Raw genomic sequence first — 17,181 nt, 5'->3', positions numbered from 1 at the left:
GCGTCGTGCGGCCAGGTGTCGTGCGGCCCGGGTGCGCTGCCGGGCCTCGGGCCGGCTGATCTGCCCGGTCAGCTCCCGCCGAAGCCGAACAGCCGCAGGCGCATGGCGTCGCGGAGGGCGGGCACCGAGCTGTAGGCGCGGTAGGTCGCCCGCAGCAGCGGGTTGCGCGCGGCCGCGGTGGCCAGGCCGGTGACGCTGCGGTCGTCCCACCTCCGCAGGTCGGGGTGCCGGGAGGCGAACTCGTGCTGCCGGTACACCCAGGAGAAGCGGATGTCCTGCGGCAGGAAGTACTTGGTGAGCCCGGCGGCGCGCGCGGTCCACGGGGCCACGGTGTCGAAGGCGAGCCGCCCGGACGGGAGCGCGCTCACCGCCCGGTCCAGCAGCGCGTGCACCTCGTGCGGATGCAGGTACATCAGCAGGCCCTCGGCGATCAGGAGCGTCGGGCGGTCGGACGCCACCCGGTCCCACCAGCCGGGATCGGTGACCGAGGACGGGACCAGCTCCACGGGGGGAGGCAGGTCGTAGAGCCGCTCGCGCAGGTCGATCACGTCCGGGTAGTCGACGTCGACCCAGCGCACCGCCGCCGGCGGTGCGACGCGCAGCGGGCGGCTGTCCAGACCGCACCCGAGGTGCAGCACTTGCCCGCGCGGGTGCTCGGCGAGGAACCGCGCGGTCCAGGTGTCCAGGCACCGCGCGCGAGTGCAGACCAGCGGCGCGTCGCCGGCGGCGAGGCGCAGGCGGTGGAAGTCGTAGTCGATGCGTCCCATCACGTCGGCCGCGTAGCGGTCGCCGAGGATCGGGCGCGGCGATCGCGCGTCCCGCGCCCGCATGTACAACGTCACCAGCAGCGTCGCCGCAGCGCCGCGCAGGTCGGCCCGCTCGGTGGTCATGTCGCCGCCTCCCCGGACCGGGCTTCGGCGAAGCGCCAGCACTGCTCGCGGCCGCGGTCGCGCACCACCACGTCGAGCTCGCGCAACCGCACGCGCAGCGCCTCCGGGTCGGCGTGGTTGTTCGGCCGCAGCGCCCGCTGCCGCTCGGCGAGCAGCGCGTTCACGCGCAGCGGCAGGTCCGGGTCGTCCGCGTCCCACCGCCGGTACCGGCCGGCGTGCGGGTCCTCGGCGGCCCACCGGTAGCCGTGCTCCTGCAACGCCAACCGCAGCTGCCGCGCGTCGAGCTTCGTCGCGTACCGGGCGAGCTCCGCGCCGCGCGGGGTGAGCAGCACCAGCTGCCTCCCGTCCAGGAACGCGGTGCCCACCGCATCCGCCTCGAACCGCCGGGTGCGCGCGCCCTGGTGCACCGCCACGGCCTCGCGGGAGGCGGTCAGGCTCACCCGTTCCCGCGCCCACAGGCCGGGAAAGCCCAGGCCGATCGCCGCCCCGACCGCGGCGGCGGTGGCGCTCGCCCACGGTTCGTCGAAGTACACCGCCAGCTCGAACACGCCCTGGAACGGGAACCACTCCAGCGTGGTGATCCACTCGGCCGCCACCCGGACGAGCAGGGCGATCACCGCGCCGACCACCGGCATCAGCACCCACGCGCCGCGGCGGACCCACGCGGAGGCCCGCACGGTGCGCCCGGCCGCGGCCTGCCCGCCTGCGGCTGCCGGCTCGGAAGCGGAAGTGGGGGACCCGGTGCTCATGACGCCAGTATGGGCGTCCCGCCCGGCAGGGCGGTGCGGCCCCGCGGACCGGGTGCGTGTGAGCTGCGTCTCCGCCGCGCGCCGCGCAGCCGAGGTGGAACCCCGCGCAGGCCGGGCGGCGGTGTGGCGTGCGCCGGGAGCGTGACCGGCGCTGCTCGCCGACGACTACCCTGAGCGGGGACGGTCTTCGGTTCTGGAAGGATGCCCATGCTTAGCCGCTCCGACCTGCGCGGTCGTGTCCCGTCCACCGTCGAGCTGCGCGCGGGCCTGCCGCGCGCCGAGGTGGACGTCGAACACGTGGGGGAGAAGGTCGAGCCCGTGCTGCAGGCGGTCCGGGAACGCGGGTCCGAGGCCGCGCTGGAGCTGACCGAGCGCTTCGACGGGGTGCGCCCCGAGGCGGTCCGCGTACCCGCCGAGGCGATGCGCCGCGCCCTCGACGAGCTCGACCCGGCGGTGCGCAAAGCGCTGGAGGAGTCCATCGCCCGCGCCCGCGCGGTGCACCGCGAGCAGCGCCGCAGCGACGTGCGCACCCAGGTCGTGCCCGGCGGCACGGTGACCGAGCGCTGGGTGCCGGTCGGCCGCGTGGGGCTGTACGCACCGGGCGGGCTGGCCGCCTACCCGTCCAGCGTGGTGATGAACGTCGTGCCCGCGCAGGAGGCCGGGGTCGAGTCGCTGGTGGTGTGCAGCCCGCCGCAGGCCGCCTTCGGCGGACTGCCGCACCCGACGGTGCTCGCCGCGGCGCAGCTGCTCGGCGTCGACGAGGTGTGGGGCGTCGGCGGGGCGCAGGCGGTCGCGCTGCTGGCCCACGGCGCTCACGACACCGACGGCGCGGAACTCGCCCCCGCCGACATGGTCACCGGCCCCGGCAACGTGTTCGTCACCGCCGCCAAGCGGCGGCTGCGCAGCGTCATCGGCATCGACTCGGAGGCCGGCCCGACCGAGATCGCGATCCTCGCCGACGACGGTGCCGACCCGGTGCACGTCGCCGCGGACCTGGTCAGCCAGGCCGAGCACGACACGCTGGCCGCGAGCGTGCTGGTGACCACCTCCGAGCGGCTCGCCGACGCGGTCGACGCGGAGCTGCAGCGCCAGGTGGCGCGCACCCGGCACGACGAGCGGATCCGCACCGCGCTGACCGGGCAGCAGTCCGGATGCGTGCTCGTGTCGAGCATCGACGACGGGCTGCGCGTGGTGGACGCCTACGCCGCCGAGCACCTGGAGATCCAGACGGCCGACGCGGAGGACGTGGCCGCGCGGGTGCGCAACGCGGGTGCGATCTTCGTCGGCCCGTACGCCCCGGTCTCGCTGGGCGACTACTGCGCCGGGTCGAACCACGTGCTGCCCACCGGCGGCTGCGCCCGCCACTCCTCCGGGCTGAGCGTGCAGAGCTTCCTGCGCGGCATCCACGTGGTCTCCTACTCGGAGCAGGCGCTGCGCGACAGCGCCGACCACGTGCTCGCGCTGGCCTCGGCCGAGGACCTGCCCGCCCACGGGCAGGCCGTCGCGCTGCGCTTCCCGGCGGAGTACCGGGCGCTGGCCGGGGAGCTCGACCCCGCACTCGAAGGCCGCGGCGAGCAGTGAGGCGCCGCGGGTGAGCACCAGCCGGCCCGGTGCCCGCGCGGGCACCGGGTGCCGCAGAACAACCCGAGGATTGAACCCATGAACGACCTGCCTGGCACGGACCTGCCGGGAAGCGGCACCGCCCTGTCCGACCTGCCGCTGCGCGAGGACCTGCGCGGGCGCAGCCCCTACGGCGCGCCGCAGCTGGAGACGACGGTGCGGCTGAACACGAACGAGAACCCGTTCCCGCCGCCGGCGGAGCTCGTCGCCGACGTGGCCGAGTCGGTCCGCGAAGCGGCGAGCGCGCTGCACCGCTACCCGGACCGCGACGCGGTCGCGCTGCGCGCCGACCTGGCCGCGTACCTCACGCGGTCCACGGGCGTGTCCCTGGGCACGGAGAACCTGTGGGCGGCCAACGGGTCGAACGAGGTGCTCCAGCAACTGCTGCAGGCCTTCGGCGGTCCGGGGCGCACCGCGCTCGGTTTCGAACCGTCCTACTCGATGCACCCGATCCTCGCCTCCGGCACGCGCACCGAGTGGGTGTCCGCGCCGCGCCGCGCGGACTTCGGCCTCGACGGGGAGCGGGCCGCCGCGCTGGTGGCCGAGAAGCGGCCCGACGTGGTGTTCGTGACCAGCCCGAACAACCCCACCGGCCAGTCGCTGGGGTTGGCGGAGCTGCGGCGGGTGCTGCAGGCAGCTCCGGGCGTGGTCATCGTCGACGAGGCCTACGCCGAGTTCTCCTCGGAACCCAGCGCGCTGCACCTGCTCGCCGAGTTCCCCGCGAAGCTCGTCGTCAGCCGCACCATGAGCAAGGCGTTCGCCTTCGCCGGCGGGCGGCTCGGCTACCTGGCAGCTGCCCCGGCCGTGATCGAGGCGCTGCTGCTGGTGCGGCTGCCGTACCACCTGTCGGTGGTCACCCAGGCCGCCGCGCGCGCGGCCCTGCGGCACGCCGACGCCACGCTCGGCTCGGTGCGGCGGCTCTCCGACGAGCGGGACCGGGTCGCGACCGCGCTGCGCGGGATGGGCTTTTCCGTGGTGCCCAGCGACGCCAACTTCATCCTGTTCGGGCGGTTCGCCGAGCAGCACCGCGCCTGGCAGCGGTACCTCGAGTCCGATGTGCTCATCCGCGACATGGGCATCACGCACTACCTGCGCACGACCGTCGGCACGCCGGAGGAGAACGACGCGTTCCTGGCGGCGAGCAAGGGCGTGCTCGACGAACTGGAACGAGGTGCACAGTGACGACTTTCGAACCCGGAACCCGCGTCGGGAAGGTGGAACGCACCACCAAGGAGTCCTCGGTCCTGGTCGAAGTGGACCTGGACGGCACGGGAGCGGCCGATGTGGACACCACGGTGCCGTTCTACGACCACATGCTCACCTCGCTGGGCACGCACGCGGCGTTCGACCTGACGGTGCGCGCCGGCGGGGACACGCACATCGACGCGCACCACACCGTCGAGGACACCGCGATCGTGCTGGGGCAGGCGCTGCGCCAGGCCCTGGGCGAGAAGAGGGGCATCCGGCGGTTCGGCGACGCGTGGATCCCGATGGACGAAACCCTGGCGCACGCGGCCGTCGACGTCTCCGGCCGGTCGTACTGCGTGCTGGACGGCGAGCCGGAGAAGTACGACGCGTTCACCATCGGCGGCAACTACCCGTTCGTGCTCAACCGGCACGTGTTCGAGTCGATCGCCTTCCACGCGCAGATCAACCTGCACGCGCGGGTGGTCCGCGGGCGGGATCCGCACCACATCACCGAAGCGCAGTACAAGGCGATCGCCCGCGCGCTGCGCGCGGCCGTGGAGCCGGACCCGCGGTTCGCGGACGCGGTCCCCTCCACCAAGGGCAGCCTGTGAAGCGGCGCCGCTGAGACCGCGAGAAGCGCGCGATGCGAGATTTCCTGCCGATCCTGCTGCTGGGCCTGGCCGGGTTCCTGGCCGGGGGCGCCTACGCCACGTGGAAGACGTCGCGGGGGTTCGCGGTCGTCCTGGTCGTCGCCGCGGTGATGGCGCTCGCGGGCGGTCTCGGCTGGCTCGTCGGGTAGGGGCGCTTCCCGGGAAACGCCCCTACCCGACGAGGTGCCCGGTGGGCCTAGCGGGAGGTCCGGGCCGGTGCGGACGCCGAGGCGGGTGCGGAACCGCCGGTGCCCGCCGGGCTCCCGCTGCTGTCCGCGCTCCCCTCGTCGGGGCTCCCGCGGCTTCCCGGATCCGCCTCGTGCAGGGACTCCCCACCCGGTGAGTCCTCGCCGTCGGCGGCCGCGGAGTCCTGCATGGTGGCCTCGTCGAACGGTGCCTCGCCGGTGAGCACCGCGTTCATGCGGCCGCGGTCGACCTCCTTGGTCCACGCGCCGACGAGCACGGTGGCCACGGCGTTGCCGGTGAAGTTCGTCAGCGCGCGGGCCTCGGACATGAACCGGTCGATACCGACGATCATGCCGACGCCGTCGACGAGCTCCGGGCGGTGCGACTGCAGGCCGCCGGCCAGGGTGGCCAGCCCCGCGCCGCTGACGCCGGCGGCGCCCTTCGAGGCGATGACCATGAACAGCAGCAGCGACACCTGCTCGCCGACCGCCAGCGGATCACCCATCGCCGAGGCGACGAACAGCGAGGCCATGGTCAGGTAGATCGCCGTGCCGTCCAGGTTGAACGAGTAGCCGGTGGGCACGGTGATGCCCACGACCGGCTTGCTCACCCCGAGGTGCTCCATCTTCGCGATCAGGCGCGGCAGCGCGGCTTCCGAGGACGAGGTGGCCACGATGATCAGGTACTCGCGGGCGAGGTACTTCAGCAGCGCGAAGATGTTCACCCGGGCGACGAACCACAGGATCGGCCCCAGCACGACGAACACGAACAGCACGCACGTGACGTAGAAGCCGAGCATGATCACCGCGAGGCCCTGCAGCGCGTCCACGCCGGTCGCGCCGACCACGGCCGCGATCGCGCCGAACGCGCCGACGGGGGCGACCCACATGACCATCGACAGGATCTTGAACACGAGCTTCTGCAGGTGTTCGATCCCGCGCAGGATCGGTTTGCCCGCGTCGCCGAGGGCCTGCAGCGCGAAGCCGGTCAGCAGCGCCACGAGCAGGGTCTGCAGCACTTCGCCCTCGGTCAGCGCGGACACCAGCGAGGTCGGGATGATGCCGAGCAGGAACTCCGTGGTGGACTCGCCGCCCTCGCCGGCCTGCTGCGCGCCCTGGCTGGCCATTTCCTGGGTCATCTGCATCCCCTCGCCGGGGTGCAGCACGTTGCCCACGAGCAGGCCGATGATCAGCGCCACGAGCGACATGACCATGAAGTAGGCGAGCGCGAGCCCGCCGACCTTGCCGACCTTGGCCGCTTGCCGGATGCTGCCGACGCCGAGCACGATGGTGCAGAAGATGACCGGCGAGATCATCATCTTGATCAGCTCGACGAACCCGCTGCCCAGCGGTTTCAGCGCCATGCCCACGTCGGGGGCCGCGAATCCCACCGCGATGCCGCCGAGCACGGCGAGGATCACCGCGATGTAGAGGTAATGCGTCCGGTCCCGACGCCGCGCGGGCGCCTCTGCACGCGCAGTCATGCACACTCCTTTGCCGCCGAAGAGGCTCGTGACCCGCTGCGCCGGGGAGCGTGGCGCGGGTCACGGCGTAAACCGGAGGAAACTATCGGAGCCGGTTGTCCCCGTCGTCACGGTTGTGTTCATTGAGTTCACGTTCGAGTTACTTTGCTGACGCCTTCCGGTCACGCAGCGTGCGGGATCGTCCGGCGCGGCTGCGGCGGTGGAGCCTGGCGCGCCGCCTGTTCGTGCTGCAGGTGGTCGTCGTCGCCTTCGTCGTCCTGGCCGGTGCCGGTTTGGCCTGGTACGACGCGTCCCGGCGCACCCACCGCGAGGCCACCGAGGAGGTCACGGCGGTGGCGCGCACGCTGGCGTCCCTGCCCGAGGTGCGGCGCGCCGTGCGCGGGCCGGATCCGAGCCGCGCGCTGCAACCGCTGGCGGAGGAGGCGCGCGCCGAGACCGGGGTCGCCTTCATCACGATCATGTCGCCGGAGGGCGTGCGCTACACCCATCCCGATCCGCGGCGCATCGGCGAGCACTTCGTCGGGCACATCCCGCAGGGCGGCGGGCACCTCACCGAGACCTACACGGGCACGCTCGGGCCGTCGGCGCGCGCGGTGGTGCCGGTCAACGACGACGAGGGCCGGCTGCACGGCTTCATCTCCGCGGGCATCAAGCTGAACGTGCTGAGCAGCGAGCTGCGCGCGCAGCTGATCGCCCTCGGTGCCGTGGCGGTCGGCGCGCTGGCCGCGGGCGGCGCGCTCACCGCGCTGGTCAGCGCCCGGCTGCGCCGCCACACCCACGGGCTGACCCCGGAGGAGCTCGCGCGGCGCGCCGAGTTCCACGAGGCCACCCTGCACGCGGTGCGGGAGGGGATGCTGCTGGTCTCCGCGGACGGGCGGATCCTGCTGTGCAACGACGGCGCCGCCGAGCTGCTCTCCCGCCCCGTGGAGCGGCTCGGCGGGGCGCGGGTGCCCGACCTCGGCCTGCCCGGGCAGCTGACGGAGACGCTCACCGGCGGCGGACAGGTGCGCGACGAGGTGCACGTGACCGACGACCGGGTGGTCGTCGTCAACGTCTCCCCGGTGCGCAGCTCCGGGATGCAGGAGGGGACCGTGGTGACCCTGCGCGACCACACCGAGCTGCAGGCGCTGAGCGGCGAGCTGGACTCGGTGCGCGGGTTCGCCGAGGCCCTGCGCGCGCAGGCGCACGAGTCCGCCAACCGGCTGCACGCGGTGGTCTCGCTCATCGAGCTCGGCCGCACCGAGCGGGCCGTCGAGTTCGCGACGGCGGAGCTCGCCGCGGCGCAGGAGCTCACCGACCGCGTCGTCGGGGCGGTGACCGAACCGGTGTTGGCGGCGCTGCTGCTGGGCAAGAGCGCCGATGCCGCCGACCGCGGCGTGGAGCTCGTGCTCGCCGAGGGGATCGAGGTCGACGATGCCACCATCGAGCACGTCCGGCGGGGTGACCTGGTCACGATCGTCGGCAACCTCATCGACAACGCGGTGGAGGCGGTGCAGGACCGGCCGGATCCGCAGGTGACCGTGGACGCGCGGTCCGAACCGGACGGCGTGTGGTTCGAGGTCGCCGACAACGGCCCCGGCGTCGACGCCGAGTCCGTGCGCAGCGTGTTCCAGCGCGGCTGGTCGACGCGCGGCGGGTCCGGTCGCGGCCTCGGGCTGGCCCTGGTGGGGCAGGCCGTGCGCCGCCACGGCGGCAGCGTCGACGTGCAGCACGACGAGGGGGCGGTGTTCACGGCGTGGCTGCCGGCCGCGGAGCGCACCGGAGCGGAGCGCGGCAGCGAGGGGGGACAGGTGTGATCTCGGTGCTGGTGGTGGAGGACGACCCCGTGGCGGGACAGGCGCACGACAGCTACGTGCGCCGCATCGACGGGTTCACCGTCGCGGGCAGGGTCACCACGGGGCAGGAGGCCCTGCAGTTCGTCGAGCGGCACCCGGTCGATCTCGTCCTGCTGGACGTGCGGTTGCCGGACATGGACGGGCTGCGGGTGGCGCGGGCGCTGCGCACCACCGGCAGCGGTGCCGACGTGATCGCGGTGACCTCGGCCCGCGACCTGAAGGTGGTGCGCGCCGCGGTCTCCAGCGGCGTGGTGCAGTACCTGCTCAAGCCGTTCACGTTCGCCGCCATGCGGGACAAGCTGGAGCACTACGCCCGGTTCCGCGCCACGCTCGGCGACGACCGGGACGTCAGCGGGCAGGCCGAGATCGACCGCGCGTTCGCCACCCTGCGGGAGGAGAGCCCGACCGCCCTGCCCAAGGGCATGGGCGAGGAGACGCTGGACGCGGTGGTCGCCGTGGTGCGCGCCCACCCGGAGGGGGTTTCCGCCGGGGTGGTCGGGCGGGAGACCGGCACCTCGCGGGTGACCGCCCGCCGGTACCTCGAGTACCTCGTGCAGCAGGGCACGGCGGTGCGCGCACCGCACTACGGCGGCGTGGGCAGGCCGGCCGTGACCTACCAGTGGACCGACGCGGAGTGAGCCGGTGCGGAACGAGCCCGCAGGGGTGCCTCGAGTTGTTGTGCGTTCCGTTCAGGGCGGGCGCTCGGGGCGGCCGGGAGGCCGCGAGCTGGCACGTCGAAGCGGGGAACACGTGCGACCGGCAACGGCCAGTGACGAAGCGGAGCGCTGTTGCTCCTGCTGCTGCGCGCGGGGTCAGCAGGGGCGCGGATGTGCCGCGGTGGGCTCACTCGCCGGTGCGGCCCCGGCGGTCGGCGCGGGGCTGCAGCACCGGTGAGCCGGGGCCCTGCGCGGCGAGCGCGTCGTCCGGGTTGTGCAGCGAGCAGGCGCGCAGCGACAGGCAGCCGCAACCGATGCAACCGGTGAGCCGGTCGCGCAGCCGCTGCAACCCGTCGATGCGCGCGTCGAGCTCGTCGCGCCAGCGCCGCGACAGGCGCGCCCAGTCGGCCTTGGTGGGCGCGTGCTCGTGCGGCAGGGTGTCCAGCGCTTCGGCGATCTGCTCGAGGCTGAGTCCGACGCGCTGGGCGGCGCGGATGAACGCCAGCCGGCGCAGCACCGCGCGTTCGTAGCGGCGCTGGTTGCCGCTGGTTCGGCTGGAGGTGATCAGGCCGCGGTCCTCGTAGAAGCGCAGCGCCGTCTGCGGGATCCCGCTGCGCCGGGCCACCTCGCCGATCGTCAGCTGCTCCGCTCGTTTGACCATGCCCGCAGCCTACGCGAACTTCGACCTTACTTCAGAGATGTGCGGGCGGGCCGCCTGCGCCCGGGGGCGGGGCGGTACGCTGGCGCTCGTGGCACGAGTGGTCGTACTGGATTACGGATCGGGCAACCTGCGCTCCGCCGAGCGCGCGCTGGAGCACGTCGGCGCCGAGGTCGAGGTCAGCTCCGATCACCGTGCCGCCGTGGAGGCCGACGGGCTCGTCGTGCCCGGGGTGGGCGCGTTCGCGGCGTGCATGCGCGGCCTGCTCGCCGTGGGCGGTGACAGGATGATCGACCAGCGGCTGTGCGGCGGGCGGCCGGTGCTGGGGATCTGCGTCGGCATGCAGGTGCTGTTCGAGCGCGGTGTCGAGCACGGCATGGCCGTCGACGGCTGCGGCCAGTGGCCCGGCACGGTGCAGCGCCTGCACGCCGAGGTGCTGCCGCACATGGGGTGGAACACGGTGCAGGCCCCCGCCGGCAGCACCCTGTTCGCCGGCCTCGACGCGCGGACGCGGTTCTACTTCGTGCACTCCTACGGCGTGCTGGGCTGGTCCTCCGAGGGGTCCTCCTTCTCGCGCGCGCAGGTGACCTGGGGCGAGCACGGTGCTCCGTTCGTGGCGGCGGTGGAGCAGGGACCGTTGGCGGCCACCCAGTTCCACCCCGAGAAGTCCGGTGAGGCCGGAGGGCAACTGCTGCGGAACTGGGTGGCGGGACTGTGACACGACGCTACGGGTTGATGGGCCAGGGCAAGGCGACCCGCGTGGTCGCGGTGCTGCTCGTGTTCGGCCTCGCCGCGGGCTTCGGGCTGCCCCACCTGTCCCAGGCGGGTGTGCCGATGTGGGGCGTGCTCGTGCTGGCGATGCTCGTCATCGGCCTGCCGGTGTACGCGGTGGCGCGCTCCGAGCGCCGCTGACCGCCGCGGGCGGACCGCGCGTCGGGCGGCGGCCGCGGGCGTCGTAGGCTGGGCCCGTGAGCTTCACGTTGCTTCCCGCAGTCGATGTGGCCGACGGCCAGGCGGTGCGCCTGGTGCGTGGCGAGGCCGGAACCGAGACGTCCTACGGCGACCCGTTCGAGGCCGCGCTGACGTGGCAGCGGGCCGGTGCCGAGTGGATCCACCTGGTGGACCTGGACGCGGCGTTCGGGCGGGGGAGCAACCGCGAGCTGCTCGCCGACGCGGTGCGCCGGTTGGACACGCGGGTGGAGCTCTCCGGCGGCATCCGTGACGACGACTCGCTGCGCGCCGCGCTGGACACCGGCTGCGCGCGGGTCAACCTGGGCACGGCAGCGCTGGAGAACCCCGAGTGGGCCGACCGCGTCGTCGCCGAGCACGGCGAGCGGGTCGCCGTCGGGCTCGACGTGCGCATCACCGAGCAGGGCCACCGGCTGGCCGCGCGCGGCTGGACCTCCGAGGGCGGTGACCTGTGGGAGGTGCTGGCCCGGTTGGACGCCGCCGGCTGCCGCCGCTACGTGGTCACCGACGTCAGCAAGGACGGCACGCTCGGCGGTCCGAACACGGAGCTGCTGCGCGCGGTCTGCCGCAGCACCGACGCCGCCGTGGTCGCTTCCGGAGGTGTCTCCAGCGTGGATGATCTGCGCGCGCTGGCGCGGCTGTCGGACGAGGGCCTGGAGGGCTCGATCGTCGGCAAGGCCCTCTACGCCGGCAACTTCACGCTGGCGGAGGCCTTCGCCGCCGTCTCCGGTTAGGAACCGCTTCACCCGCAGCGATGGTTGCCGCGGGGATGGTGCACACGTCGAGGTGCTTTCCCGCGCCCCGCTCCACCAGCTCCCAGCGGCACCCCACCTGGCCAGGGGCGCGTGCAGGTCGCGGGAAATGTGCCCGCGGTCGGCCGGGCACCTCCCGGCCGGGACCACCGCGGGCCCTCCGGTGCGCGCGCTCGGCCGGGTATTCTGCGGCCATGGCCGTCGCGGTGCGCGTGATCCCGTGTCTGGACGTCGACGCGGGACGAGTCGTCAAGGGCGTCAACTTCGCCGATCTGCGGGATGCGGGCGATCCGGTCGAGCTGGCGCAGCTCTACAACGGGGAGAGCGCGGACGAGCTGACCTTCCTGGACGTGACCGCGTCCTCCGCTGACCGCGAGACCACCTTCGACGTGGTGCGCCGCACCGCCGAGCAGGTCTTCATCCCGCTGACCGTCGGCGGCGGGGTGCGCAGCACCGACGACGTGGACCGGCTGCTGCGCGCCGGGGCGGACAAGGTGAGCCTGAACACCGCCGCGCTGGCCCGCCCGGAGCTGCTGCGCGAGGCCTCGGAGCGCTTCGGCGCCCAGTGCGTCGTGCTGTCGGTGGACGCGCGCCGCGCGCAGGAGGCGGAGACGACCTCCGGGTTCGAGGTGACCACGCACGGCGGCCGCAGGGGCACCGGCGTGTGCGCCGTCGAGTGGGCCCGCCGCGGGCAGGAGCTCGGCGTCGGCGAGGTCCTGCTGAACTCGATGGACGCCGACGGGACCAAGGCCGGGTTCGACCTGGAGATGATCCGCGCGGTGCGCGAGGTGGTGAACGTGCCGCTGGTCGCCAGCGGTGGTGCGGGAGCGGTGGAGCACTTCGCCCCCGCGGTGCACGCGGGGGCCGACGCGGTGCTCGCCGCCAGCGTGTTCCACTTCGGACAGATGCGGATCAGCGAGGTCAAGGCGGCCATGGCGGCGGAAGGGATCACGGTGCGATGAGCGGGCTCGACCCGGCGGTGGCCGACCGCCTCAAGCGCAACGAGCAGGGGCTGGTGAGCGCGGTCGTGCAGCAGCGCGGCAGCGGCGAGGTGCTCATGTTGGCGTGGATGGACGACGAGGCGCTGCACCGCACGATGACCACCCGGCGCGCCACCTACTACTCCCGCAGCCGCGGCAGCCACTGGGTCAAGGGCGAGACGTCCGGGCACACCCAGTACGTGCACGAGGTGCGGCTGGACTGCGACGGGGACGCGGTGCTGCTCGTCGTCGACCAGGTCGACGGCGCCTGCCACACCGGGGATCCCACCTGCTTCGACCAGGACGTGCTGCTGGCGCCCGAGAGCTGAGGCCGGGGTGGCTCGCGGGCCCCGTGGTGGCTCGTGCCCCTGGATGCCCACCCGCCTGCGATGAGTACCACCCCTCTGCCCGACCGCACCGCCGCGCGGTGCGTCACTCGGGGGCGTTCGCGGAGGTGCCCGCGACGGTCTCGGCGGGCAGTTCGCCGGTGAGGTAGCGCTGCAGGTTCGGGGCGATCGAGGCCACCACCGCGTCGTGCCCGGCCGTGGCCAGCGGATCCAGCCGCAGCACGTAGCGGGCCATGCCCAGACCGATCATCTGCGTGGCGCACAGCGCCGCGCGCAGCTCGGGGCGGTCCGCCCCGAGCCACGTGGTGACCTGCTCGAACAGGGCGGTCTGCAGGAACTCGCGCAGCATCGCCACCGCCTGCTCGTGCCCGGCCAGGCTGCGCACCAGCGCCGCGAACGCGCCGCCGCCGGCCTCGTCCCAGGCGGTGAGGAACCGGCGCACGATGCGCTCGCCGATCCGCTCCGGGTCCCCCTGCAGCACGCGGGAGACCTGCTCCGCCGGGTTGACCGGCAGCGCCACCGCGGCGGTGAACAGCCCGTCCTTGCCGCCGAACCAGTGGTTGACCATGGCGGGGTCCACCCCGGCGCGCCCGGCGATCAGCCGCACCGTGGCGCGGTCGTAGCCGTGCTCGTGGAACACCGCGCGCGCCGCCTCCAGCAGTGCGGCGCGCGTGTCCTCCTCGCGACCGCGCCGCCCGCGGCGCGCCTCGCGGTCCCGGGACTCGGAATCGTGCACGGGTGCATCCTCGCCGGGCGAACGCGGGTGGGCAACGGCCTCCCCGGCGCGGGGTGCGCGGGGGAGCGGTGCCGCCGGGGTCGGCCTGCTCGGCGGAGCCGCCGCCGAGCGGGACCGGGACGGCAGGCACAATGTTGCCATGGTCGGCGACGGCGACATCGGCAGCGTCAGCCCGGGACGCGAGGAATTCCGCGAGCTGGCCACCGACCACCGGGTGATCCCGGTGGTGCGGCGGCTGCTGGCGGACGACGAAACCCCGCTGAGCGTGTACCGCAAGTTGGCGGGGGACCGCCCGGGCACGTTCCTGTTCGAATCGGCGGAGAACGGGCGCTCCTGGTCGCGGTGGTCCTTCATCGGCGTGCACAGCGCCGCCGCGCTGACCGTGCGCGAGGGGCAGGCGCACTGGACGGGCACGCCGCCGGTCGGGTTGCCCGCCGACGGCGATCCGCTGGCCGCCCTGCGGGAGACCGACCGGCTGCTGCGCACCGAACCGCTGCCGGGACTGCCCCCGCTGACCGGCGGCATGGTCGGCTACCTCGGCTACGACATCGTGCGGCGGCTGGAGGACATCACCGCGGACACCACCGATGACCTGCACATCCCCGAGATGGGCATGCTGCTGGCCACGGACCTGGCGGCGCTGGACCACCACGAGGGCACGATCACGCTCATCGCCAACGCGGTGAACTGGGACAACAGCCCCGAGCGGGTCGACGCCGCCTACGACGACTCGGTGCGCCGGCTCGACGAGATGACCGAGCGGTTGTGCACCGCCAGCGAACCGACCGTGGCGACGTTCTCCCGGCCCCGCCCCGATTTCCGGCGGCGGCGCACCCGGGAGGAGCACTTCGGCGCGATCGAGCGGGCCAAGGAGGCCATCCGCGCGGGCGAGGCCTTCCAGGTCGTCGTCTCGCAGCGGTTCGAGATGGACACCGGGGCCGACGGGCTGGACATCTACCGCGTGCTGCGCACCACCAACCCCAGCCCGTACATGTACCTGCTGCGCATGAGCGACGAGGGCGGGACGCCGTTCGACATCGTCGGCTCCAGCCCCGAGTCGCTGGTCACCGTCCGGGACGGCCAGGCCACGACGCACCCGATCGCCGGCACCCGGTGGCGCGGCGTGGACGAGGACGAGGACCTGCGGCTGGAGAAGGAGCTCGCCGGCGACGAGAAGGAGCGGGCCGAGCACCTCATGCTCGTCGACCTGGGGCGCAACGACCTCGGGCGGGTGTGCGAGGCGGGATCGGTGCGCGTCACCGACTTCTTCCGGATCGAGCACTACAGCCACGTCATGCACCTGGTCTCCACCGTGACCGGGGCGCTGGCCGAGGGGGCCACGGCGTTCGACGCGGTGACCGCGTGCTTCCCCGCCGGAACCCTGTCCGGCGCGCCGAAACCGCGCGCGCTGCAGCTGATCGAGGACCTCGAGCCGACGCGGCGCGGCCTGTACGGCGGGGTCGTGGGCTACCTCGACTTCGCGGGCAACGCGGATACGGCCATCGCCATCCGCACCGGGCTCGTGCGGGACGGCACGGCTTACGTGCAGGCGGGCGGCGGGATCGTCGCCGACTCGGACCCGGCGGCCGAGGACGACGAGTGCCTGAACAAGGCCCGGGCGGTGCTGAACGCGGTGGCGACCGCGGAGACCCTGCGCCTGCCCGCGGACTCCGAACTGCCCGCGGACTCCGAACTGCAGGGAGGACGAGGTTGAGCACCGGCTCGGCGCCCCGGACGGCGAGCCGCGGCCTGCTGAGCGCGGTCGTCCTGCTCGCGCTCGCCGCGGCCGGGCTGCTCTGGGGAGCGAGTTCCACGACCTGGGTCGAGCAGGCGTACCGGGACACCTTCGGTCGGCAGGACGCGGTCACCGCCGACGGCGCGCGGCTGTTCCCGGAGCTGGTGCCGATCGCGCTGGCCGCGCTGGCGGCGGTCGCGGCGGTGCTGGCGACGGCCCGGTGGCTGCGGCGCCTCGTGGGTGTGCTCGTCGCCCTGGCCGGTGGTCTGCTCGTGTGGCGGGTCGCCGCTCGCGTGCTCGGCGGGGCGCTCGGCGGCGACCGCGTGCCCGCGGGGACGACGCCGCTGGGGCGGCCCGAGGTTCACCCGCTCGGTGCGCTGCTCGCGCTCGCCGCGGGAGTGGTGCTGCTCGTGGCGGGCGCGCTCGTGCTCGGTTGGGCGCACCGCCTGCCCGTGATGGGCGCGAAGTACTCGGCCCCCGGCGCGGCGAAGGAACGACCGAAGGACCCCGATCGGGTGTTGTGGGACGAGTTGGACGAGGGGCGCGATCCCACAGTCCGGGACGAGGACGATCGCCGCTGAATCGGTCAGGAAGCCCGCAGCAGGACGGATCGGACGGCCCCCGGTCGTGCCGCCGCGCCGGCGCGGCGCGCGGAACCGCAGGGCTGCGGTGCGGGCGCGGTCCCGCTCGCGGAGGGCACTCGGGTGCGGACGACCACTGCGAAACACGGACCAAGGTCCCTGGTGTGCTGGGACGTTCGGGCGACCCCTGGGACGGGCCGGCGGTGCGCGAGGTTTAGCATCAGCGATGCGACGGCACGGCGGGAAGGGGAGTGTCGTGATCTGGCGCAACGAGTTCGTCAACGCACAACCGCGGGTTCTTCCGGAATCGGCCTGCGAGGTGTTCGCGTGAGCGTGTTGGAATCCATCATCGACGGCGTTCGCGAGGACCTGGCCGAGCGGGAGGCCGCGGTCTCCTTCGAGGAGATCAAGCGGCTGTCCGCTCTGGCGCAGCCGCCGCGCGACGCGCTCGCCGCGCTCGGCGAACCCGGCGTGGGGGTCATCGCGGAGGTCAAGCGGCAGAGCCCCTCGCGGGGCGAACTGGCCGACATCGGCGAGCCCGCGGACCTCGCCGCGGACTACGCGGCCGCGGGGGCGCGCGTGATCAGCGTGCTCACCGAGCCCCGCAAGTTCGGCGGCTCGCTGGCCGATCTCGACGCGGTCCGCAGCCGGGTGAACGTGCCGATCCTGCGCAAGGACTTCGTGGTCACGCCGTACCAGGTGCACGAGGCGCGGGCGCACGGCGCGGACATGGTGCTGCTCATCGTCGCCGCGCTGGAGCAGAACGTCCTCGAGGCCCTGCTGGACCGGGTCGAGTCGCTCGGCATGACCGCCCTGGTGGAGGTGCACACCGCCGAGGAGGCCGACCGGGCCATGGAGGCCGGTGCGAAGATCGTCGGCATCAACGCCCGGAACCTGCACACGCTGGAGGTCGACCGGGACGTGTTCGGGCGGATCGCGCCCGGCCTGCCGCTGGAGCTGCTCAAGGTCGCCGAGTCCGGGGTGCGCGGACCGAGCGATCTGATGGCCTACGCCGGTTCCGGGGCGGACGCGGTGCTGGTCGGCGAAGGCCTGGTGACCAGTGACAGCCCCAAGACGGCGGTGACGCAGCTGGTCACGGCGGGGTCGCACCCCGCCTGTCCGCGGTCGAGCCGCTGACCGGACGAGGAGAGCAGGAGGCAGCAGCG

At 73.8% G+C, this 17,181-nt stretch carries 19 protein-coding genes; 14 read left to right on the top strand and 5 right to left on the bottom strand.

The annotated features are described in order from the left end of the window. Nucleotides 1-68 precede the first annotated feature (68 nt). Both ACVGV0_RS17380 and ACVGV0_RS17375 read right to left on the bottom strand, forming a co-directional pair. Entirely contained in the window at nt 69-890 is an 822-nt protein-coding gene (locus ACVGV0_RS17380) for a class I SAM-dependent methyltransferase (RefSeq protein ID WP_459156746.1), read from the bottom strand. After that, complete coding sequence (locus ACVGV0_RS17375) at nt 887-1,639, bottom strand: YqeB family protein (protein WP_459156745.1); 753 nt, start codon at nt 1,637-1,639, stop codon at nt 887-889. Before ACVGV0_RS17375 ends, ACVGV0_RS17380 begins: the two co-directional genes overlap by 4 nt. A 207-nt stretch (nt 1,640-1,846) precedes the next feature. On the opposite strand from ACVGV0_RS17375, the gene hisD reads away from it, so the two are divergent. The 4 genes from hisD to ACVGV0_RS17355 all read left to right on the top strand — a co-directional run bounded on the left by hisD (nt 1,847) and on the right by ACVGV0_RS17355 (nt 5,246). Further along, nucleotides 1,847-3,220, top strand: a complete 1,374-nt coding sequence (gene hisD, locus ACVGV0_RS17370; protein WP_459156744.1) for a histidinol dehydrogenase — start codon at nt 1,847-1,849, stop codon at nt 3,218-3,220. A gap of 78 nt (nt 3,221-3,298) precedes the next feature. Beyond that, the gene (locus ACVGV0_RS17365) at nt 3,299-4,441 is read left to right on the top strand and encodes a histidinol-phosphate transaminase (protein ID WP_459156743.1); all 1,143 of its coding nucleotides are present in this window, start codon (nt 3,299-3,301) and stop codon (nt 4,439-4,441) included. Beyond that, complete coding sequence (gene hisB / locus ACVGV0_RS17360) at nt 4,438-5,058, top strand: imidazoleglycerol-phosphate dehydratase HisB (RefSeq protein WP_459156742.1); 621 nt, start codon at nt 4,438-4,440, stop codon at nt 5,056-5,058. The genes ACVGV0_RS17365 and hisB overlap by 4 nt, the downstream gene beginning before the upstream one ends. A gap of 32 nt (nt 5,059-5,090) precedes the next feature. After that, nucleotides 5,091-5,246: a hypothetical protein gene (locus ACVGV0_RS17355; RefSeq protein ID WP_459156741.1), complete on the top strand. Its 156-nt coding sequence runs from the start codon at nt 5,091-5,093 to the stop codon at nt 5,244-5,246. 47 nt (nt 5,247-5,293) lie between these two features. On the opposite strand, the gene ACVGV0_RS17350 is transcribed toward ACVGV0_RS17355, so the two are convergent. Next, nucleotides 5,294-6,766 carry a cation:dicarboxylate symporter family transporter gene (locus ACVGV0_RS17350; RefSeq protein ID WP_459156740.1) on the bottom strand — a complete coding sequence of 491 codons (1,473 nt, stop codon included), beginning with the start codon at nt 6,764-6,766 and terminating at the stop codon, nt 5,294-5,296. A gap of 170 nt (nt 6,767-6,936) precedes the next feature. Here ACVGV0_RS17350 and ACVGV0_RS17345 point away from each other — a divergent pair, with 170 nt between their 5' ends. Beyond that, nucleotides 6,937-8,562 carry a sensor histidine kinase gene (locus ACVGV0_RS17345; RefSeq protein WP_459156739.1) on the top strand — a complete coding sequence of 542 codons (1,626 nt, stop codon included), beginning with the start codon at nt 6,937-6,939 and terminating at the stop codon, nt 8,560-8,562. After that, nucleotides 8,559-9,239 carry a response regulator gene (locus ACVGV0_RS17340; RefSeq protein WP_459156738.1) on the top strand — a complete coding sequence of 227 codons (681 nt, stop codon included), beginning with the start codon at nt 8,559-8,561 and terminating at the stop codon, nt 9,237-9,239. Before ACVGV0_RS17345 ends, ACVGV0_RS17340 begins: the two co-directional genes overlap by 4 nt. Before the next feature lie 205 nt (nt 9,240-9,444). Here ACVGV0_RS17340 and soxR read toward each other — a convergent pair whose 3' ends face one another. Next, nucleotides 9,445-9,918, bottom strand: a complete 474-nt coding sequence (gene soxR, locus ACVGV0_RS17335; RefSeq protein ID WP_459156737.1) for a redox-sensitive transcriptional activator SoxR — start codon at nt 9,916-9,918, stop codon at nt 9,445-9,447. A gap of 88 nt (nt 9,919-10,006) precedes the next feature. Between soxR and hisH the strand changes: the two genes are divergently transcribed. The 5 genes from hisH (at nt 10,007) to hisI (ending at nt 12,945) form a co-directional block, all read left to right on the top strand. Further along, entirely contained in the window at nt 10,007-10,633 is a 627-nt protein-coding gene (gene hisH / locus ACVGV0_RS17330) for an imidazole glycerol phosphate synthase subunit HisH (protein ID WP_459156736.1), read from the top strand. Next, a complete protein-coding gene (locus ACVGV0_RS17325; protein WP_459156735.1) occupies nt 10,630-10,827 on the top strand; it encodes a hypothetical protein in 198 nt (65 codons plus the stop codon). The genes hisH and ACVGV0_RS17325 overlap by 4 nt, the downstream gene beginning before the upstream one ends. 56 nt (nt 10,828-10,883) lie before the next feature. Further along, complete coding sequence (priA, locus tag ACVGV0_RS17320; RefSeq protein WP_459156734.1) at nt 10,884-11,618, top strand: bifunctional 1-(5-phosphoribosyl)-5-((5-phosphoribosylamino)methylideneamino)imidazole-4-carboxamide isomerase/phosphoribosylanthranilate isomerase PriA; 735 nt, start codon at nt 10,884-10,886, stop codon at nt 11,616-11,618. Nucleotides 11,619-11,830: 212 nt separating this feature from the next. Next, nucleotides 11,831-12,598 carry an imidazole glycerol phosphate synthase subunit HisF gene (hisF, locus tag ACVGV0_RS17315; protein ID WP_459156733.1) on the top strand — a complete coding sequence of 256 codons (768 nt, stop codon included), beginning with the start codon at nt 11,831-11,833 and terminating at the stop codon, nt 12,596-12,598. Beyond that, nucleotides 12,595-12,945, top strand: a complete 351-nt coding sequence (hisI, locus tag ACVGV0_RS17310; RefSeq protein ID WP_459156732.1) for a phosphoribosyl-AMP cyclohydrolase — start codon at nt 12,595-12,597, stop codon at nt 12,943-12,945. The genes hisF and hisI overlap by 4 nt, the downstream gene beginning before the upstream one ends. Before the next feature lie 103 nt (nt 12,946-13,048). Here the strand turns inward: hisI and ACVGV0_RS17305 are convergent, their stop codons facing one another. Beyond that, nucleotides 13,049-13,699: a TetR/AcrR family transcriptional regulator gene (locus tag ACVGV0_RS17305; RefSeq protein ID WP_459156731.1), complete on the bottom strand. Its 651-nt coding sequence runs from the start codon at nt 13,697-13,699 to the stop codon at nt 13,049-13,051. 139 nt (nt 13,700-13,838) lie between these two features. Here ACVGV0_RS17305 and ACVGV0_RS17300 point away from each other — a divergent pair, with 139 nt between their 5' ends. The 3 genes from ACVGV0_RS17300 to trpC all read left to right on the top strand — a co-directional run bounded on the left by ACVGV0_RS17300 (nt 13,839) and on the right by trpC (nt 17,152). Then, a complete protein-coding gene (locus ACVGV0_RS17300; RefSeq protein WP_459156730.1) occupies nt 13,839-15,413 on the top strand; it encodes an anthranilate synthase component I in 1,575 nt (524 codons plus the stop codon). Continuing rightward, the gene (locus tag ACVGV0_RS17295; RefSeq protein WP_459156729.1) at nt 15,410-16,015 is read left to right on the top strand and encodes a Trp biosynthesis-associated membrane protein; all 606 of its coding nucleotides are present in this window, start codon (nt 15,410-15,412) and stop codon (nt 16,013-16,015) included. Before ACVGV0_RS17300 ends, ACVGV0_RS17295 begins: the two co-directional genes overlap by 4 nt. Before the next feature lie 327 nt (nt 16,016-16,342). Further along, a complete protein-coding gene (trpC, locus tag ACVGV0_RS17290) occupies nt 16,343-17,152 on the top strand; it encodes an indole-3-glycerol phosphate synthase TrpC (RefSeq protein ID WP_459156728.1) in 810 nt (269 codons plus the stop codon). Nucleotides 17,153-17,181: the final 29 nt, after the last annotated feature.

Source organism: Salinifilum ghardaiensis, from assembly GCF_054491345.1.
This window is presented reverse-complemented; position numbering and strand designations above follow the sequence as displayed.